The organism is Bradyrhizobium sp. CCBAU 51627, from assembly GCF_028128765.1.
Classification (GTDB): Bacteria; Pseudomonadota; Alphaproteobacteria; order Rhizobiales; family Xanthobacteraceae; genus Bradyrhizobium.
The window spans coordinates 54,920-72,552 of record NZ_LBJG01000019.1 but is presented as its reverse complement, the minus strand read 5'-3'; the positions used below and the strand labels follow the sequence as shown (position 1 = coordinate 72,552).

The 17,633-nt window shown below is 65.0% G+C and carries 15 protein-coding genes; 6 read left to right on the top strand and 9 right to left on the bottom strand.

All coding sequences use genetic code 11. The features are described 5' to 3' along the window. Positions 1–88: 88 nt before the first annotated feature. From serA to XH88_RS10190, 4 genes are all read right to left on the bottom strand, one after another. Positions 89–1,333: a phosphoglycerate dehydrogenase gene (serA, locus tag XH88_RS10205; RefSeq protein WP_271615260.1), complete on the bottom strand. Its 1,245-nt coding sequence runs from the start codon at positions 1,331–1,333 to the stop codon at positions 89–91. 86 nt (positions 1,334–1,419) lie between these two features. Beyond that, a complete protein-coding gene (locus tag XH88_RS10200) occupies positions 1,420–2,652 on the bottom strand; it encodes a rhodanese-like domain-containing protein (protein WP_271615259.1) in 1,233 nt (410 codons plus the stop codon). A gap of 83 nt (positions 2,653–2,735) precedes the next feature. Next, positions 2,736–3,128, bottom strand: a complete 393-nt coding sequence (locus XH88_RS10195) for a hypothetical protein (RefSeq protein WP_271615258.1) — start codon at positions 3,126–3,128, stop codon at positions 2,736–2,738. 133 nt (positions 3,129–3,261) lie between these two features. After that, a complete protein-coding gene (locus tag XH88_RS10190; RefSeq protein ID WP_271615257.1) occupies positions 3,262–4,161 on the bottom strand; it encodes an alpha/beta fold hydrolase in 900 nt (299 codons plus the stop codon). A 163-nt stretch (positions 4,162–4,324) separates the two neighbouring features. On the opposite strand from XH88_RS10190, the gene XH88_RS10185 reads away from it, so the two are divergent. Continuing rightward, a complete protein-coding gene (locus XH88_RS10185) occupies positions 4,325–5,188 on the top strand; it encodes a LysR family transcriptional regulator (protein ID WP_271615256.1) in 864 nt (287 codons plus the stop codon). Here the strand turns inward: XH88_RS10185 and XH88_RS10180 are convergent. From XH88_RS10180 to XH88_RS10170, 3 genes are all read right to left on the bottom strand, one after another. Next, complete coding sequence (locus XH88_RS10180; protein ID WP_271615255.1) at positions 5,102–6,316, bottom strand: PepSY-associated TM helix domain-containing protein; 1,215 nt, start codon at positions 6,314–6,316, stop codon at positions 5,102–5,104. The two genes, XH88_RS10185 and XH88_RS10180, sit on opposite strands and share 87 nt — an antisense overlap. Before the next feature lie 2 nt (positions 6,317–6,318). Then, complete coding sequence (locus XH88_RS10175; protein WP_271615254.1) at positions 6,319–8,634, bottom strand: TonB-dependent siderophore receptor; 2,316 nt, start codon at positions 8,632–8,634, stop codon at positions 6,319–6,321. Between the two features lie 187 nt (positions 8,635–8,821). Continuing rightward, the gene (locus XH88_RS10170; protein ID WP_271615253.1) at positions 8,822–9,706 is read right to left on the bottom strand and encodes a dihydrodipicolinate synthase family protein; all 885 of its coding nucleotides are present in this window, start codon (positions 9,704–9,706) and stop codon (positions 8,822–8,824) included. A gap of 172 nt (positions 9,707–9,878) precedes the next feature. On the opposite strand from XH88_RS10170, the gene XH88_RS10165 reads away from it, so the two are divergent. Both XH88_RS10165 and XH88_RS10160 read left to right on the top strand, forming a co-directional pair. Beyond that, the gene (locus tag XH88_RS10165) at positions 9,879–11,291 is read left to right on the top strand and encodes an FAD-binding oxidoreductase (protein ID WP_271615252.1); all 1,413 of its coding nucleotides are present in this window, start codon (positions 9,879–9,881) and stop codon (positions 11,289–11,291) included. A gap of 7 nt (positions 11,292–11,298) precedes the next feature. Then, positions 11,299–11,964: a GntR family transcriptional regulator gene (locus tag XH88_RS10160; RefSeq protein WP_271615251.1), complete on the top strand. Its 666-nt coding sequence runs from the start codon at positions 11,299–11,301 to the stop codon at positions 11,962–11,964. Between the two features lie 6 nt (positions 11,965–11,970). Here XH88_RS10160 and XH88_RS10155 read toward each other — a convergent pair whose 3' ends face one another. Beyond that, on the bottom strand, positions 11,971–12,135 hold the full coding sequence (locus XH88_RS10155; protein ID WP_271615250.1) for a hypothetical protein: 165 nt from the start codon (positions 12,133–12,135) through the stop codon (positions 11,971–11,973). A 193-nt stretch (positions 12,136–12,328) separates the two neighbouring features. Between XH88_RS10155 and XH88_RS10150 the strand changes: the two genes are divergently transcribed. Continuing rightward, a complete protein-coding gene (locus XH88_RS10150) occupies positions 12,329–14,350 on the top strand; it encodes a YgiQ family radical SAM protein (protein ID WP_271615262.1) in 2,022 nt (673 codons plus the stop codon). Between the two features lie 294 nt (positions 14,351–14,644). On the opposite strand, the gene XH88_RS10145 is transcribed toward XH88_RS10150, so the two are convergent. Beyond that, on the bottom strand, positions 14,645–15,388 hold the full coding sequence (locus tag XH88_RS10145; RefSeq protein ID WP_271615249.1) for an alpha/beta fold hydrolase: 744 nt from the start codon (positions 15,386–15,388) through the stop codon (positions 14,645–14,647). Between the two features lie 265 nt (positions 15,389–15,653). On the opposite strand from XH88_RS10145, the gene XH88_RS10140 reads away from it, so the two are divergent. Next, on the top strand, positions 15,654–16,994 hold the full coding sequence (locus XH88_RS10140; RefSeq protein ID WP_271615248.1) for an NAD(P)/FAD-dependent oxidoreductase: 1,341 nt from the start codon (positions 15,654–15,656) through the stop codon (positions 16,992–16,994). A gap of 150 nt (positions 16,995–17,144) precedes the next feature. Then, positions 17,145–17,603 (top strand): Rrf2 family transcriptional regulator, encoded by a 459-nt coding sequence (locus tag XH88_RS10135; RefSeq protein ID WP_271615247.1) that lies wholly within the window; start codon positions 17,145–17,147, stop codon positions 17,601–17,603. Positions 17,604–17,633: the final 30 nt, after the last annotated feature.

Here is a 17,633-nt window from a genome sequence, read left to right as displayed (position 1 = left end):
AATCGGCCATGCACTCGACGCCTTCACCTCCGAGGAATGCGCCAACTACCTCAAAAATTCAGGCTATCGGACCTAATGCCATCACGCTTTAGTGCTCGAACACCAGCCGCGCGCCGATGGTACCTTCGAGCCCGCGGATCTGCGCCAGCAGCGCGCCTGAATCCTGGCCGCCGAGATCGGCGTCGAGCACGACGTAGCCGAGGTCGCCGGCGGTCTCCAGATATTGCGCGGCGATGTTGATGTCGCGCTGGAGGAAGACCTCGTTGAGCCTGCGCAGCATGCCAGGCACGTTGCGATGGACATGGCTGAAGCGCGCGCCGGAGGGACGCAGGTGCAGCTGCACCTCGGGGAAATTCACCGCGCCCATGGTCGATCCCGTAATGAAATAATCGACCAGCTTGCGCGCCACCTCGCCGCCGATGCGCTCCTGCGCCTCCTCCGTGGAGCCGCCGATATGCGGGGTGAGGATGACATTGCGGAGGCCCTGCACCGGGCTTTGGAAGCGTTCCGAGTTCGACGACGGCTCGACCGGAAACACGTCGATCGCGGCACCGGCAATGTGACCGTCGCGCAACGCTCCCGCAAGCGCGTCGAGATCGACCACGGTGCCGCGGCTGTTGTTGATCAGGAACGAGCCCGGCTTCATCGCCCGCAACTCCTTCTCGCCGATCATGCCCGATGTCTGCGGCGTTTCCGGCACGTGCAGGCTGACGACGTCGCTCTGCGCCAGCAGCTCTTCCATCTTCTCGACCGGCTCGGTGTTGCCGTGGCGGAGCTTGTCGGTGCGATCGTAATAGATCACCCGCATGCCCATGGCTTCGGCCAGCGTCGAGAGCTGCGAACCGATATTGCCGTAGCCGATGATGCCGAGCGTGCGGCCGCGCACCTCGCGGCTGCCGGCCGCGGACTTGTCCCAGCCGCCCTCATGGGCCGATACCGAACGCGGGAAGATCTGCCGCAGCAGCATCACGATCTCGCCGATCACGAGTTCGGCGACGCTGCGCGTGTTGGAGAACGGCGCATTGAACACGGGAATGCCGCGCTTGCGGGCCGCCAGGAGATCGACCTGGTTGGTGCCGACGCTGAAACACCCGACCGCGAGCAGCCCGTCGGCGGCCGCCAGCACCTCGTCGGTGATCTGGGTGCGCGAGCGGATGCCGAGCAGCGAGACGCCCTTGAGCGCCTGGCGCAGCGCCTCGCCATCCAGCGCCTTGGTCAGACGCTCGACATTGCTGAAGCCTGCGCCCTTGAACAGATCCACGGCGCTGTCGTTGACACCTTCAAGCAGCAGCGCCTTCGCGCTCCGCTCAGGGCTTTGGCCTGGGGCTGGCATAGAATCTCCATGACTGGCGGCTTTGTCGCAGGACATAGACCGCGGACGCCGCACAGCACAATAGGCAAGAACCGACGCCGCCGCGTTCAGATCACGTAAAATCCGTGGGTGCCGTCGCGCCGAAGCTGGTCGACGAGGCCATATTCCCAGTCGAGATAGGCCTGCATCGCGCCCTCGGCGATGTCGGTTCCCTCGTAGGGGCGACGATAGCGATGTGCCGCGTCGGGCTTTGGCAGGACCAGCGGCGGGGCGACCTCGAGCGTGCCGACATAGCCGTCCTCGAGCACATAGACCTCCCAGCCCATCTGCGCGAGCCAGGAGGCCGTCATGTCGGCGCGCACGCCCTTGTCGTCGGTCAGGAGGATGCGCGCCCCGCGCACAGGCGCGGCCATATCGGTCTCCTGCACGAGCTGGCCGCCGGGATAGTGGCGGAAGCCGGGGAGATGACCGGCGGCATATTCCTCGGCCTCGCGCACGTCGAAACGATAGAGCGTACGATCAGTCGCCGCGACCAGTGCCGACACCTCGTTCGCGCCGATATGGCGGACGCCGGCGCGATAGGCGACATCGCGTGCATTGGCCGGACCGCCTTCGAACGGCCCGATTGCACCGCGCCGGTCGGCGCCGTGGGCCAGCGCGTGCCGCGCCAGCGTCCAGCCGATCGTCCCGTTCCGCAGCGCCCGCACCTTGTTGGGCACACCGGCGTTGATGAGCGACTGGGTGCCGATGATCGAGCGGGTGCGGCCGGCGCAATTGATGACAATCGTCGTCTCGGGATCGGGCGCGGCCTGACCGGCCCGCAGCACCAGCTCCGCGCCGGGCACGCTGACCGAGCCCGGGATGTTCATGGTCGCATATTCATCGAAGCGGCGGACGTCGAGGATGGCGATGTTGGCCTTGTCCGCGATCAGTTTGGCCACTTCGTCGGCGCTGAGCGACGGCGTGTGACGACGCGCCTCGACCAGCTCGCCGAACGCTTTCGAGTAGGAGTTGACGTCCTCGAACATCTCATAGCCCGCCGCGCGCCAGGCGCTCAGCCCGCCATCGAGCGCACGCACATTCGTGTAGCCAAAGCCTGCGAGGCGTTCGGCGCCTGCTCCGACCAGCCCCTCGCCATCATCATAGAGCACGACCGGCACGTCCCTGCGCGGCAGCCGAACCTCGGCTTCAATCGCGATCCGGTCCACCGCCAGGTTGGCAGCAAACAGCGGATGGCCGGTGGCAAAGGCCGCCTCATGCCTGAGATCGAGCAGCGCGATTTCCTCCCGCAGGAGCAACGCGCGGCGGATATCGGCAGGGGTCATACTGGAAATGATCATAAGGAAGCGCGCCTCGAAAGCGAAGGATCTGACGCTTTTGGACCATTGACGCCGCGTTGGCTAGCTACCCCGGACGCAAGCCCTCATTGCTTCGGCGCGACGGTTCCGGTTTGTTTCAACCGCTCCGACCGCACCCAGCCGGATACGCTGTCTGTCGTTCTCGGATTCATGTACATCACCGACGACCAGCCATCGTCGGTTCGGGCGTAGACGATCAGCTCGTCCCTGGGGACGACGAAGATCCCTTTCATCGGGCAGTCTGGTTTCGGCGCCGCGTAGAATTGCAACCGCCCGGCTCCGGTCACCACATTCAACGTTGGCGGCGAGACCACCGGGGCCTCGTTCGATCCCATTTCCGGCTCCTTGCAGATCGCACCTGCACGGCTCGGCGTCCCGAGCATGCCGAGGAGGGCGGCAAGACAGATCGTGCATGCCAGCAAGCGTCGGTTTGGCGACATCATGATCTCCTGAACCACCCCAGACTTTGTATCCGATCGCCAGGACGAGGTTCGAAGCGATGCAACCACAGCGCCGTCAAAACGCGCTCGCCCCTCAAACTCCGAAACGGCACGCAATTCCGCGGCACCGGTTCGACGACGACGATCCGTCTCAGCCCGCGGCCGCCAACTGCTTCTCGATGATGCTGGCAACCCGCACCGGGGTTTCCAACATGGAATAATGGCCGGCATCGTCGATGATCTCGAATGTCACACGGGGATAGGCGAGGGCGAAGGCATTGCGCAGCGGCTCGCCGCGGTAGAACGGGATATCCAGTGCTCCGGTCACGACATGCATCGGGGCGGCCAGCCCATGCGTCTCGCCTGATATGGCGGAGGACGTGAACATGGTGAGGTAGCCGCGCTTGGCCTCGGCCGTCGAGGCCTCGCGCGCGATGGCGAGCTTGCGGCGCAGCCAGCCGGCGCCGTAGCGGCTGGATGTGCGGGCCGTGATCGCGCGACCGGCCGCCTCGTCCTCGTCGATGACGGCGTTGAGCGCCTTCATCGCGGCCTCATCGGCGCGGAAGCCGGTGGGCGGCACCGGCGAGAACAGCGTGACGCTCTGAAGCCGGCTGCCGGCCTGAAGCGCGATCTTCTGCGCCACCAGGCCAGACATCGAATGACCGACCAGATGGAAGCGGGCGATGGCAAGCTCGTCGGCGGTGTGCAGCACGTCCGAGACGGCTTCATCGAGCGTGTAATTTCCGCTCATGCCGCGCGACCAACCGTAACCTCTGAGATCCATGAACACGAAGGTATAGCGCGCGGGATCAAGATAAGGCAGCACCGGCTCCCAGTTGACGTGATCGCCCAGCCATTCGTGCAGCACCACACAGAGCGCGGGGCCGTTGCCGACGCGGCAATGGCCAAGCCGGCCGCCTGTCGCCGGCTGCGGTGATGGCCAGGGGAGTGGCGGTGCGCTCGCGGTGCCGCCCGCGCCTTGCGCAAATGCCGGCGCGGTGGCGGCAGTGGCGGTCAATCCAAGGCCCTTCAGAACTGTGCGGCGTTGCATGTGTTTCCTCCGCGCCTTCGATTTTCGGCTGGCGCTACCCGCCTGATAGCGCGGGGGCGCCTCACGGGAGAAATTGATTTCTGCAATCGCTTGATTGATAAATCTCATTCTGACCGCTCGCCTCGCCGCAGCCGCATTCGGCCGCACCATTCGGAGCCCTTTCATGGCGACGACCCTCGATATCGATACACTCCGCGCGCTGCTCGCCATCATCGACCTCAAGAGCTTTTCACGCGCGGCGGAGCAACTGGGGCGATCGCAATCCGCAATCAGCCTTCAGATCGCCCGGCTCGAAGCCGTCGTTGGACATGCCCTGCTGGAGCGGATTCGAGGCCGAGTGCTCGGACCGACCGCCAAGGGGGCGGAGCTCGTTGCACATGCGCGGGAGATGATCGCCCTCAACGCGCGCGCGATCGCGGCGATGCGCGGACCGGCAGCTCGGGAGCGGGTCAGGCTCGGCATGCCAGCCGACTTTCTCGAGCGCGACTTCGCGTCAGCCCTTGACGAGGTCCGCGCGCGCTTCCCCAAGGCACAGCTGTCGGTGCGCACTGACGTTTCGGCACGGCTCGCCGAGGACGTCAGCCGCGGCCGGCTCGACCTTGCGTTCTACAAGCGCGCGCCCTCAAACGAGGCCCGCGCCGCGATCGCCTTCGAACCGATGGCATGGTTCGGCAAGGCGACGGCATCCAACCGCTCCATCGGTGCCGTTCCGCTGGTGGCCTTTGCCGATGGTTGTGCCTATCGCGGCGAAGCCTTGCGCAGTCTGAGTCTGGTCGGGCGGGAGTGGACCATCGCCTGCGAAGCGCGCAGCCTCTCGGGCCTGATCGGCGCCGTCGAGGCCGGCCTCGGCTACGCGGCGCTGCCGATCAGACTTGGCGAGCGCAAATCGCTGCAGCGCACGGGCGATTTAGCAGGCCTGCCGCAGCTGGGCGCCGTCGAGCTAGCTCTTGGTATTGCCGACGGCTGCAACCTGCCGGTCGCCCGCGGGATCAGCGGAATTATCGCCGAACGCTGCGCGCTGGCGTGACGGCCGCAGCTTGCGGCGCGACAGGTTCAGGAGCAAGCCGGTGATCGCGAACACTGGCATCAACGCCGCGGCGATCATGAACCCAAGCTTGCCGGGCCAGCCCAGGATAGCGCCGCGGTGGATATCGAGCACGCTCGCAATCGCCTTCTCACCGATCGTCTTGTCGGCATAGCGCTCTGCGAAGATCAGCCGACCTGTGGCGGCATCGATGCGGAATTCGTCGCGTGCGCTTTCAAGCGTGGACTCCTTTGACCACGCCCGGACCCGCATCACCGTACCTGAGCCGGCCGGGAGCATCAGCTGAGCCCTGGCGAACCCGCCGGCCTCCTCATGCTGGAGAGACGACCAGGCGCGATCGAACCCGACGCGTTGGGTCGGCTCGGGACCACCGGATGGGCGCGGCTGCATCTTCGCCGCCGCCACATGCGGACGCGACAGCAACCAGACGACGCCGTCCCTGTACCAGTCGAACGAGTACCAGAGCCCGGTGAGGCTCATCACGAGATAGACCGGCAGAACCCAGGTGCCGACGACCGCGTGCAGCGAGCGATGCAGGCCGCGGCCGCTGAGCGCGAGATTTGGCTTCAGCCACATCTTCACGCTGCTTGCGCGACGCGGCCAGCGCAGCACGAGCCCTGAGATCAGCATCACGATCAGGCCAAGCGCAGCAACGCCGGTGATCTGGCGTCCCCACCCCCTGGCATCGCCTGGAATGAGCAGCCAGCGATGCAGCCTGCGTACCGTCGCGAAGAACTCCTCGCCGCGCGGCACGCCGAGCACGTGACCGTCATAGGGATCGACATAGAGCGAGGATGGCCGCGCACCCTGCTCGTCGCGGGCAAAGCGGATGTGCACGGCAGCCGACGGATCGTTCGACAGCGTGATGGCCGTGACCTTGCTGGAGTTTGATGCCAGGCGCGACAGGAGTTCGTCCGCCGACAGCGCCGGCGTGGTCCGCGGCGTGACCTGCATGATGCCGGCATTCAAATAGTCGACGATCTCGTCCTCAAAGCTCATGGTCGCGCCGGTCATCGCGATCAGGCAGAGCAGCAGCGCGAGTCCGATGCCGGCAATAGAATGGACCTGGAGCAGACCCGCCCTGATCGTATATCCGAGCCGCACCGCCATCGCTAGAACTTGACGGTTGCCGAGAGCGAGATGCGCCTGCCGTCGCCCATGGCGACATTCAACGCGCTTCCGGTGGTGGACGTGTAGTAGACCTTGTCGAACAGGTTCTTGACATTGAACTGATAGGTCACAGGCATCGTGTCGACCTTGGTGTCATAAGTCGCGAAGATGTCCGCGACGGTATAAGAGGGCAGGAACAATGTGTTGGCGGAGGCCCCCGGACGGTCACCGACATAATGCGCACCGCCACCGAGCCGTAGACGTCCGGGCAGCCGGTCGCCGAAATCGTGGACCAGATAAAGCGAAGCCGTATTCATGGCAGCGTTGAGCAATCTTGCGCTGCCGACGACGGGATCGTTGATCAGGCGCGCGTCGGTATAGCCGTAGCTGCCGATCATGGCCCATTTGTCCGTCAGCCTGCCGGTGACGTCGAGTTCGGCACCGCGCGACCGCGCGGCGCCGGAAGCGCGCCCGGTCGACTTGCCATTACCGATGTCATCGAGCACCAGCACGTTCTTCTTCTGGATGTCGTAGACCGCAAACGTGCCCGACAGGCGCTTGTTGACGTCGAACTTCAGACCGGTCTCCCACTGCGTTCCCTCTTCGGGCGCGATGGTGGAATCGACGACGAAGCCGCTGGTGAATGCAGCGATGGTCGAGGTCGGCTTCAACGACTGCGTATAGCTCACGTAATAGGAGAGCTCTTCGCTCAGCTTGACGACGACGCCGCCGAGCGGCAACACCTTGTCGCCCGACAGGTTGGTGTTGGTAACAAAGGCAGGCCGGCCCTTTCCGGCGAGCTGCTCGTATTGCATCCAACGCGCGCCGCCGACCACGGACAGCCAGTTGGTCACGTGAAAGGTGTCCTGGGCAAAGAAGCCGCGGGTGCCGAGCTTGTCCGTCTGCTCGCTGTCGACAGGCGAAACGGTCGTGCCAGGCGTGATCAGTCCGTAGACCGGATTGTAGAAGTTGAAGCTCGGAGTCGCCTGCCGGATCAGGTCGCGGCGATCGATCGTGCGATACAGCGCCTCGCCGCCGAACAGGATCTCGTTACGGAAGCCGCCGACCCAGACGTCACCTTGCATGTACGAGGTACCGTAGCTGGCGTTGCTGAGCGAGTTCCGGGTGCCGTCGTTGCTGCGGGTTTCGATTCCCGTCCTCGCATTGGCGCCGGTGATGCGAAGCTGGTTGGCGCTGTAAGTCTCGGTGTTGTAGCTGTAGGCTGCCGTGACCTTCCAATTGTCGCTTAGCTTCTGCTCGACCGAGCCCTGTACCAGATCCGACGTGCCCCACATGTTGTTGAAGGGTTCATCGAGCCGGCGTGTCTTCGGGATTGCCAGCGGCGCGCCGTTGACGAAGGCGGTGCCGCGGTCGAAGGGATAAATGAATTCCCGATGCTCATAAGTGAGCTGGACCATCGTGGTCTCGCCGTACCAGGCAAGTGACGGGTTCACCAGCATTTCCCGATGACGGCCGAAATTGCGCCAGTAATCCTCGCTGACACCGTAACCGATGAAGCGATAGGCAAGACCGCCGTCACCGATCGGACCAGTGACGTCGAGGGTGCCGTCGGCGCCGTTGCGGTTGTTCGCGTAGGTCGAACCGAGCAGCGTGACGGAGCCATGTTGGTAGAGCTCCGGACGCTTGCTGATGGTGTTGACGATTCCGCCCGGATCCATGATGCCGTAAAGCAGCGATGCCGGCCCCTTCAGCACCTCGACGCTATCGACCGCCGCATTCAGGCTCCGCCCCTGCACCAGCGGCATGCCGTTGCGCATGATAGAGCCGTCGCGATTGTCGCCGAAGCCGCGCCGGATCACTGCATCCTGGGTGCCGGCGAGCGTGTTGGTCTGGGTGATGCCGCTGATGTTGACCAGCGCATCATCAATGTTGCGCGGCAACTGGTCCTTGAGGACTTGTGCAGGCACGACGTTGACGGATTGCGATGTGTCGAGCGGGGATGCGCCCGAACGCAGCGTGGTCGCACTCGGCATGGCACGATAGCCAAGCTTTGCGGCCTGCTGCGCGGCGGCTTCCGCCGCGGCACGCTCGGACAAATTCGGTGCTGAGGGCGGAACGATGGCTTGGTTGCGACGCGCGGCTGCCTGTTGTGGCTGCTCCGAAGCGCGCGACAGCTTCGGTCGCTGCGCCGGCGCATCCACATTCACCGGCGGCAGCGCTGTTTGCGCCTGCGCGATCGTGCCGCCGATGGGATATCCGGCGAGCAGCACGGCTGCGCCGATGAGGAGACCTGCACGGCTGTTGCCGGCGCGATTTCGATGACCGCTGACGCGAGGGCCATCCACAGAGGCACGCACTTTCGATTCACTTCCAAGTCACAGCATTGACGCTGGCGCGTCTAGCAGCCGCTGCGAATGAAGAGAACCGTAGCCGGACTTGAATAGCTCTAGTGTTGAATCGTTCCAGATTCACAGCCGCGGAGAAAGACAGCCGCAACACGCCGCGCGAGAATTTGCGGCAACGGATCGCAGCATTGCTGCATTCTCAGGCGATGGCGGGGCTGATCAGTTCGTCCAGCTTCGCCTTGAGCGCGGTGCCATCCGACAATGCACGCAGCGGCGGACGCACGCGTAACCAGCCGGCATCGCCTGTCTGCGCGGCGAGAATAGCCTTCAGCGTCGTGAGGAACGATGGCGACCTCACCACGATGTCGACCGCCGCCTGCATGCGCGCTTCGACGCCCTTGCCGTCGATCATCGCCTTGACCAGGTCCGGCGCGATGTTGGCCATGCCGCAGATCGTGCCGGCGCCGCCGCCGGCGATCGCGCGCGCGATGTCGGTTTCGTTGCCGACGGTGATGGCCAGCTCGGGCGCCGCGGCTCGGAACGCCTGGAACTGCTTGAAGTCGCCGCTGGAGTCCTTCAGGCCCGCGACGACATTGCCGTAGCGCTTGCGCAAATTCGCAGCGACCGTCGTCGGGATCGCGACGCCCGAGATCTGCGGGATATGGTAGAGGTAGGCGCGCAGACGATTGTCGGCGACACCATCAATGATCGCCGCAAACGAGTCCTCGATGCCGGCGGGCGTGACACTGCGATCGAAATAGGGCGGCAGAACCAGCACGTGGCGCAGGCCGAGGCCGAGCACAGCGCGCGTCAGTGCGATGCTGTCGCTGATGGCCGGAAAGCCACCGCCGATGCCCATGCGCTCCGCCGGGACGCCGGCCTTCAGCACGGCTTCGATGGTCGCGACGCGCTCAGTGACGTTGAAGGAGGTCCCCTCGCCGGTGGTGCCGAACAGCACGACGCCGTCGACGCCCTTGCTGAACAGCTGCTTGGCATGTGCGGCGAGCTTCGCAGGGTCGACATTGCCGTTCGCCGCCAGCGGGGTCGCCGACGCCACCCAGAACCCGCGAATTGCCTCCGTCATAGCACCACCCCTTGTTGCGCTCCGAATAACGCCCTGATCCATAACGATCTTTGGCATCCACTCGGTCTGTTTTTGCTTTACTTTTTTTCTTGTACCTTACATACAAGAGATATGCAATTCCCTGCCGTATGTCCGCTACGGGCGGCTCGGCCAGATCTGCAAGAGGTCTCACATGGACATGGTGACGCCCGTCGGACGGCCCGAGGCGCTGATCACAGCGCTGCGCGAGAGGCTCGGCGCCGCAGCGGTATTGACCGGCAGCGACGTGCCCGCACGCAATTGCAACGACTGGAGCGCGAGCCTGCCGCAAACCCCGCTCGCGGTGATCCGTCCGCTCGATGCGCGAGGCGTGGCCGATGCGATCCTGACTTGCCGCCAGGCGCGCCTGCCGTTCGTGCCGCAGGGCGGACTGACCGGGCTCTGCCGCGGCGCCGCGCCTGAAGCGGGCTGGGTCGCGATCTCGCTGGAGCGGATGACCGGCATCGAGGAGATCGACCCCGCCTCGATGACGATGACGGTGAAAGCAGGCACGCCGCTGGAGACGATTCAGAAGGCCGCCGACGAAGCCGGCCTCTTCTTTCCGCTCGATCTCGGCTCGCGCGGCTCCTGCGCGATCGGCGGCAATCTCTCGACCAATGCCGGCGGCAACCGCGTGATCCGCTACGGCATGACGCGCGAGCTGGTGCTCGGTCTGGAGGTGGTGCTGCCCGACGGCACCATCATCACCAGCCTCAACAAGCTGATGAAGAACAATGCGGGCTATGATCTGAAGCATCTCTTCATCGGCTCGGAAGGCACGCTCGGCATCATCACCCGCGTGGTGCTGAGACTGTTTCCGAAGCCGCGCTCGACCATGGCCGCGCTCTGCGCGCTGAAGGACTATGCCGCGGTGATCGACTTGCTCGGCGCCGCCCGCAGCGGGCTCGGTCCGCTGCTGTCGGCGTTCGAGGTGATGTGGCCGGACTATTGGGCCGTGATCACGAATCGGGCCGGCGTGAAGCCGCCGGTTGCCGCGAGCCACGGCCTCTATGTGCTGGTCGAGGCGCAGGGCACCGACGAGAGCGTCGATGCGCCGCGCTTTCAGGCCTTGCTGGAAGAATTGATGGAGCGCGGACTGCTGGTCGATGCCGCCGTGGCGCAATCGCTCGCGCAGACGCAGGCCTTCTGGCGCGTGCGCGACATCTGCGCCGAGTTCGGCCAGGTGCTCGGGCCGCACATCTCCTACGACATTGGCCTTGCGGTGGCCCGGATGGACGAGTTCGCGACGCGCTGCAGGGCGGCGCTGGCTGACGGCATCAAGGGCTGCGAGAGCGTCTATTACGGTCACATCGGCGACGGCAATCTGCATCTCGTCTCCTGGGTCACCGGCCTTCCGGTCGAGCAGCAGCCGAAGGAGGAGATGGACGCGATCATCTACGGCCTCGTGCGCGACATGGGCGGCAGCGTCTCCGCCGAGCACGGCATCGGCACGCTGAAGAAGAAATGGCTCGGCCACGCCCGCAGCGAAGCGGAGATCGCGCTGATGCGGACGCTGAAGGCCGCGCTCGATCCCGATCAGTTGCTCAACCCCGGCAAGGTGATCTGAGGGGCCGATGCGATCGCTCAAGCTCGATGCGCCGAAATCGCTGTCGCAGCGCGTGATGCTGCGGCTGCGACAGGCGATCATCGACGGCGAGTTCGCGCTCGGGGCCGCCATTTCCGAGGAGATGGTGGCGACCTCGTTCGGCGTCAGCCGCACGCCCGTACGCGAGGCGATGGGCCAGCTGCAGGCGCAGGGGCTCGTGGTGATCCGGCCGCAGGTCGGCAGCTTCGTGTTCACGCCGAGCGCCGAGGACATCACCGCGCTCTGCACCTTCCGCATCGCGCTCGAGCCCAAGGCCGCAACGCTCGCGTTTCGTCACGACCGCATTGGTGCGATCGCTGCGATGAGCGAGGCGATCGCGGCGATGGAGCCGGCCGTCGCGGCCAGGGACAACATCGCCTATGGCCGCGCCGACGCCGCCTTTCACGAGGCGCTGTTCACCCATTGCGGCAACCGCTATCTTGCCGAATCCTACCAGCTCGTCTCCGGCCGCGTCGCTGCGCTCCGCACCAATCTGACTTCGCCGATCGACGTGCGCACCCGCTCATCGTTCGACGAGCACCGCAAGCTGCTCGACCTGTTCGCGCGCGGCGAGTTTGCGGCTTTCGAGCCGCTGATGACCACGCACATCACCAATTCGGGAGCGGTCTACGCCAAGGCGCTGAACGTCGATTGATCGCCCCTACGCCTCCCCCTTCGGCGCCGGCCTGTCCAGGAAATCCAGCGCAGTGTTGATCTGATCGAGCTGATGCTCGATTTTGTCGCGATCCTCGATCGACTGCGCCTTCTCGAGCTGTTCCACGAGCTTCTGCTTCCGCAACAGCAAATTCTCTATGACTGTGCTCACAGCTCCCCCATCGCCCGAGGCGACATCCCGCACGCCCTCGTGAAGGCGCACGCGACCCGGGCCCGCGTCGAACCCGCACTCAGAATGTCCGCGGCCGCGATTGGTTCCAATTGCGCCCGCGTGGCGTCGCAATCGGCAAAGTCGGCGCAGCGATCGGTTGAATTCGGCGGCCCGGAGTCCTATGCCTGTGCGCATGCACACCGAGATCATCACCGCCGCAAAGCCCCTGATGGCCCAGGCGCACCCGCGCAAGCCGGCGCCGTTCCTTCCCATGAGCCGCGCCGAGATGGATGCGCTGGGCTGGGACGCTTGCGACATCGTGCTTGTGACCGGAGACGCTTATGTCGACCATCCCAGCTTCGGCATGGCCATCATCGGCCGTCTGCTGGAGGCGCAAGGCTTTCGCGTCGGCATCATCTCCCAGCCGGACTGGCAGTCGGCCGAGCCGTTCAAGGTGCTGGGCAAGCCAAAGGTGTTCTTCGGCGTCACCGGCGGAAACATGGATTCCATGGTGAACCGCTACACCGCGGATCGCCGCCTGCGCCATGATGACGCCTACACGGCCGGCGGCGAAGGCGGCAAGCGGCCGGACCGCTCGACCGTCGTCTATGCCCAGCGCTGCCGCGAGGCCTTCAAGGATGTCCCGATCGTGCTCGGCGGCATCGAGGCCTCGCTGCGCCGGATCGCGCATTACGATTACTGGTCGGACAAGGTACGGCGCTCGGTGCTGGCCGACGCCAAGGCCGACCTCCTGCTTTACGGCAATGCCGAGCGCGCCGTCGTCGAGGTCGCGCATCGCCTCGCCGCCGGCGAGGCGCCGCGCGAGCTCGACGACATCAGGGGCGTCGCGCTGTTCCGCCGCGTGCCTGAGGACTACACCGAGCTGCACGCCGACGATCTCGATTCCGCCGACGAGGGCGCCACGCGCCAGAAGGGCCCAGCCGTGATCCGGCTGCCGGCGCTGGAGCAGGTCGAGCAGGACAAGGAAGCCTACGCCCGCGCCTCACGCGTGCTGCACCGTGAGAGCAATCCCGGCAATGCGCGGCCGCTGGTGCAGCGTCACGGCGATCGCGATCTCTGGCTCAATCCGCCGCCGATCCCGCTGACGTCAGAGGAGATGGACGCGGTCTACGACCTTCCTTACGCGCGTGCGCCGCATCCGTCCTACGGCGATGCCAAGATCCCCGCTTGGGACATGATCAAGTTCTCGGTCACGATCATGCGCGGCTGTTTCGGCGGCTGCACCTTCTGCTCGATCACCGAGCACGAGGGCCGCATCATCCAGAACCGCTCGGAAGGCTCGATCCTGCGCGAGATCGAGAAGATCCGCGACAAGACGCCGGGCTTCACCGGCGTGATCTCCGACATCGGCGGGCCCACCGCCAACATGTACCGGATGGCGTGCAAGGACCCGAAGGTCGAGGCCGCGTGCCGGCGGCCGTCCTGCGTCTTCCCCGAGATCTGCCCGAACCTCAACACCTCGCATGACGACCTCATCCGGCTCTATCGCAAGGTGCGCGAGACCCGTGGCATCAAGAAGGTGATGGTCGCCTCGGGCGTGCGCTACGACCTCGCGGTCGAGAGTCCCGAATACATCAAGGAGCTCGTCACCCACCACGTCGGCGGCTACCTGAAGATCGCGCCTGAACATACCGAGCGCGGCCCGCTCGACAAGATGATGAAGCCGGGCATCGGCGCCTACAACAAGTTCAGGCGGATGTTCGATGAAGCCGCGGAACGGGCCGGCAAGAAATATTACCTGATCCCGTATTTCATCGCGGCGCATCCCGGCACGACCGACGAGGACATGATGAACCTCGCGCTGTGGCTGAAGAAGAACCGCTACCGCGCCGATCAGGTGCAGACCTTCCTACCTTCGCCGATGGCGACCGCGACCGCGATGTACCACACCGGCGTCAACCCCTTGCGTGGCGTGCGCCACGGCGGCAGCGACAAGGTCGCGGCGATCAAGGGCCTGCGCCAGCGCCGCCTGCACAAGGCGTTCCTGCGCTACCACGACCCCGACAATTGGCCGGTGCTGCGCGAGGCCCTGATCGAGATGGGCCGCCGCGACCTGATCGGCTCGCAGCCGCATCAGCTCGTGCCCGCGCACCAGCCGCCCGGCACCGGCAAGGCCGCCGGCACCAGGCGCCCGCTCCGCCCCGGCGGCAGGACGCAGAAGTTCACGACCAAGGGCGTGCGGGTGATGAAGTAGCGGGCGAGAGTCAATTGCGCATCACGCGCTCGCGCCCTCTAACAAAGTTGAAAACAACCCCATGCACAGTAGCCAGGGAAAGCGAAATCAAGGCCTTACAGCGCGCCGAGAGAGGGATGACTCGTCGTCAGCGCTTGGGTTTGTTGTCCGAGCACAATATTTCTGAAAAACCGCAAATCGCTTGATCCGTCGGGCAAAACAGGCGCATGATGGCATCGTCGCCGGCATGCGGAATCGAGCGGCGCTATCGACTTTTGGTCCACTCGAGGATGACTGCCCCAACGAGAACTGCCGTCAGCTCAAGCTCGTCACGAACGCATTAATCGCCTCTGCCGCCTGTTTCGGTTGCTGGCACATCCACCAGTGACCTGCGTTCAGAATCGCGGTCCTGGCGCCGGCGCGTTCGGCGGAACGGCGCGCCAGCATCTCGCCGCCGCAATATCCATCCTCCGTTGCAATGACGGCCAGGCCAGGCTTCGCAGCGGCATTGTGCAATCCACGGCCAAGATCGCGCATGACGGGCTGAGCAGCCGACCGGTACAGGGTCAGGATGGCCCGGCCCAGCCCCTCATTTCGCCCAGCGACCACCCGAGCCGCGATCGCCGGCGTCATGCCGAGGCCGACGAAGCGCTCGATACGCGCCTCTACAGGCACATTCGCCATGTCCGCAAGCGCCTGCTCACCCACCTGCTCCGTCTGCCAGACCTGTGCGAGGTCGTGCCAGACATACTCAGGATCGAAGCACCCCAGAATGTCGCTGCTCCACGACCGGATCAGGTCCGGACGCTCCATCGCAATTCGCAAGACGTGGCCGCCGCCCCAATCGTGGCCGATCAGATCGATGGGTTGCGGAAGCCTGGTCAATTCCCCGGCCAGCCAGTCCCGATAAGCGTCAGTGGTGCACGCGAACTTCGCAGGGATCGGAGAGCCGAACCCGGGCGGCGACAAGCGAACGACCTCGCCGCTGCGAAGATGTGGCACGAGATCATCCCATATCGCCGCAGTCTCGGGGTTTCCGTGAACAAGAACAATCGTCATCGAACACATCCTTTCCCTGGAAATGACACCCGGACGGCGCGAAGCCTGGAGCCGCAGCTTATCGGCTCGACATACCCTGGGATAGCCGGCCGACGCTGTTCGAACGGATACGCCTGATGGGCGTCTTTGCGATAAGATTGTTTCCCGGCGACTTGCTCCGATTGACATTGTCGGGGAGGTGCATCAACCTGAGAGCATATTGTCGATCATTGTCCGGCTGCGCACGAAAGCGCGAGCGCAGTGCTTATTTTTAATGGAGATTGCAATGTCCAAATTGCTGGGCACGCATGCCATTGTCATTGGAGCAGGCATCGGCGGCCTCGCGACGGCAAAACTGCTGTCATCCCATTTCGCAAAAGTCACCGTGCTGGAACGCGATGCGTTTGCCGATCGCGCCGAACCGCGGGTGGGGACGCCGCATTGCCGGCAGGCCCATGTTCTGCTCAAGGCGGGGCTCGTGGAGCTCCTCAGCTTCTATCCCGAGTTGGAGCGCGAACTCGAGCTTGCAGGCGCCGTTCGGGCCAGGACCGCGGTCGACATCCTGATCGAGACGCCAGGGATCGATCCATGGCCACAGCGGGATTTCGGATTCTATACCTTGTGCATGACGAGGCCTCTGCTCGAGTTCGTCGTGCGGTCGTTGACCGCAAAGCAAGCCAACCTAGATCTACAACCGCAGTGCCGGGTCACGAAGCTTCAACTCTCCGGCGGTCAGCGCGTCACCGGGCTGACTTACGAGCAGGCCGGCGCTGCCAGGGAGATCACCGCCGATCTCATCGTCGATGCGTCCTCGCGCGGCAACATGACGCTGGAGACGCTCGATGCCTGCGGGATTCCCCGTCCCGATGAAATGGATATCGGCGTCGACATCGTCTACGGAACGGGCCTGTTCCGGCTTTCAGAGAATGCGTCGCGCTCCTGGCGCGGCGTCATTCATCGCCCGGCCCCGGCAAGCGGTCGCGGCGGTTTCGTTTTCCCGTGCGAGAACGGGAGCTGGCAGGTGACTTTGAACGGAATGCACAACGACGGTCCGCCTGAAGACCTGCCCGGGTTCATCGCCTTTGCCAAGACGTTCCGCACCGCGACCATCTATGACGCCCTCAAGGATGCGACCCCGCTCGGGGCCATTCACCGCTTTGCCTTTCCCAGCAGTCGGCGTCGACGCTTCGAGGCGCTGACCGCCTTTCCACAGGGGCTGCTTCCGATCGGCGATGTCATTTGCCGGTTCAATCCGGCGTTTGGACAGGGGATGACGGTGGCCGCGCAGGAGGTCGGTGTCCTTCGGCGGTTGCTCGACGAGCGGGTCAGCACGGCCGCTCCTCTCGAGGGTCTGGCGGGCGCATTCTTCAAAGCTATACAGAGTGTTCTGGCCGCGCCATGGTCGTTGGCGGAGAGCGACTTCATATACGACAAGACCCGCGGCGCGCGGCCTGCGGACTTCGCGCAGCGCATGCAGTTCAGCGGCGCGCTGATGCGCCTCGCCGTCGAGGACGCCGGCGTGCATCGTTTGCTGACCGAGGTCAATCATCTGATAGCGCCTCCGACCGTGCTGCGAGATCCGGCGATCGCCGACAAGGTGACCGCGCGAATGGCCGCGTCCACCTGAGCGCCAAGCGGACCGATGCTCCCCAGTTGCTTACCGGCCGCCTCCCGAGCGCGGGCTGTTCCGTGCCTGTCGACACCTCGCAAGGACTTGTGTGCATCGGCGCGTCGGAACCGGTTGACCTGTCCTCCATCATGTAACATATAAAGTTACATGAAACGCGACAGCCGCCTCTCTGGCGTCCTCCACGTGCTGCTGCACATGGCGCAGCAGCCTGGGCCCTTCACGTCCGAGACCCTGGCAAAAGCCATGGACACCAACCCGGTGGTGATCCGCCGCATCATGGCAGGATTGCGCGACCTCGGTTATGTCCGCTCCGAGAAGGGGCACGGCGGCGGCTGGACGCTGGCGTGCGATCTTTCCAGAGTGACGCTGCGCGACGTTTACAAGGCGCTCGGCAGCCCTGCACTTCTGGCCATGGCCAACCGGACGGAGGCGCCGGGTTGCCTGGTCGAGCAGGCGGTCAATGCGGCCCTCGACCAGGCCTTCTACGATGCTGAAGCGCTGCTGCTGGCGCGCCTCGGTGAGGTGACGCTGGCGATGCTGAGCGACGATCTGCGCCGGCGGCTGGGAGCGCGAAAGCATCGGGCCATCAGCGCCCATCATCCGTGATCCGAGCCATCGAGCAGGACAACACCGTGA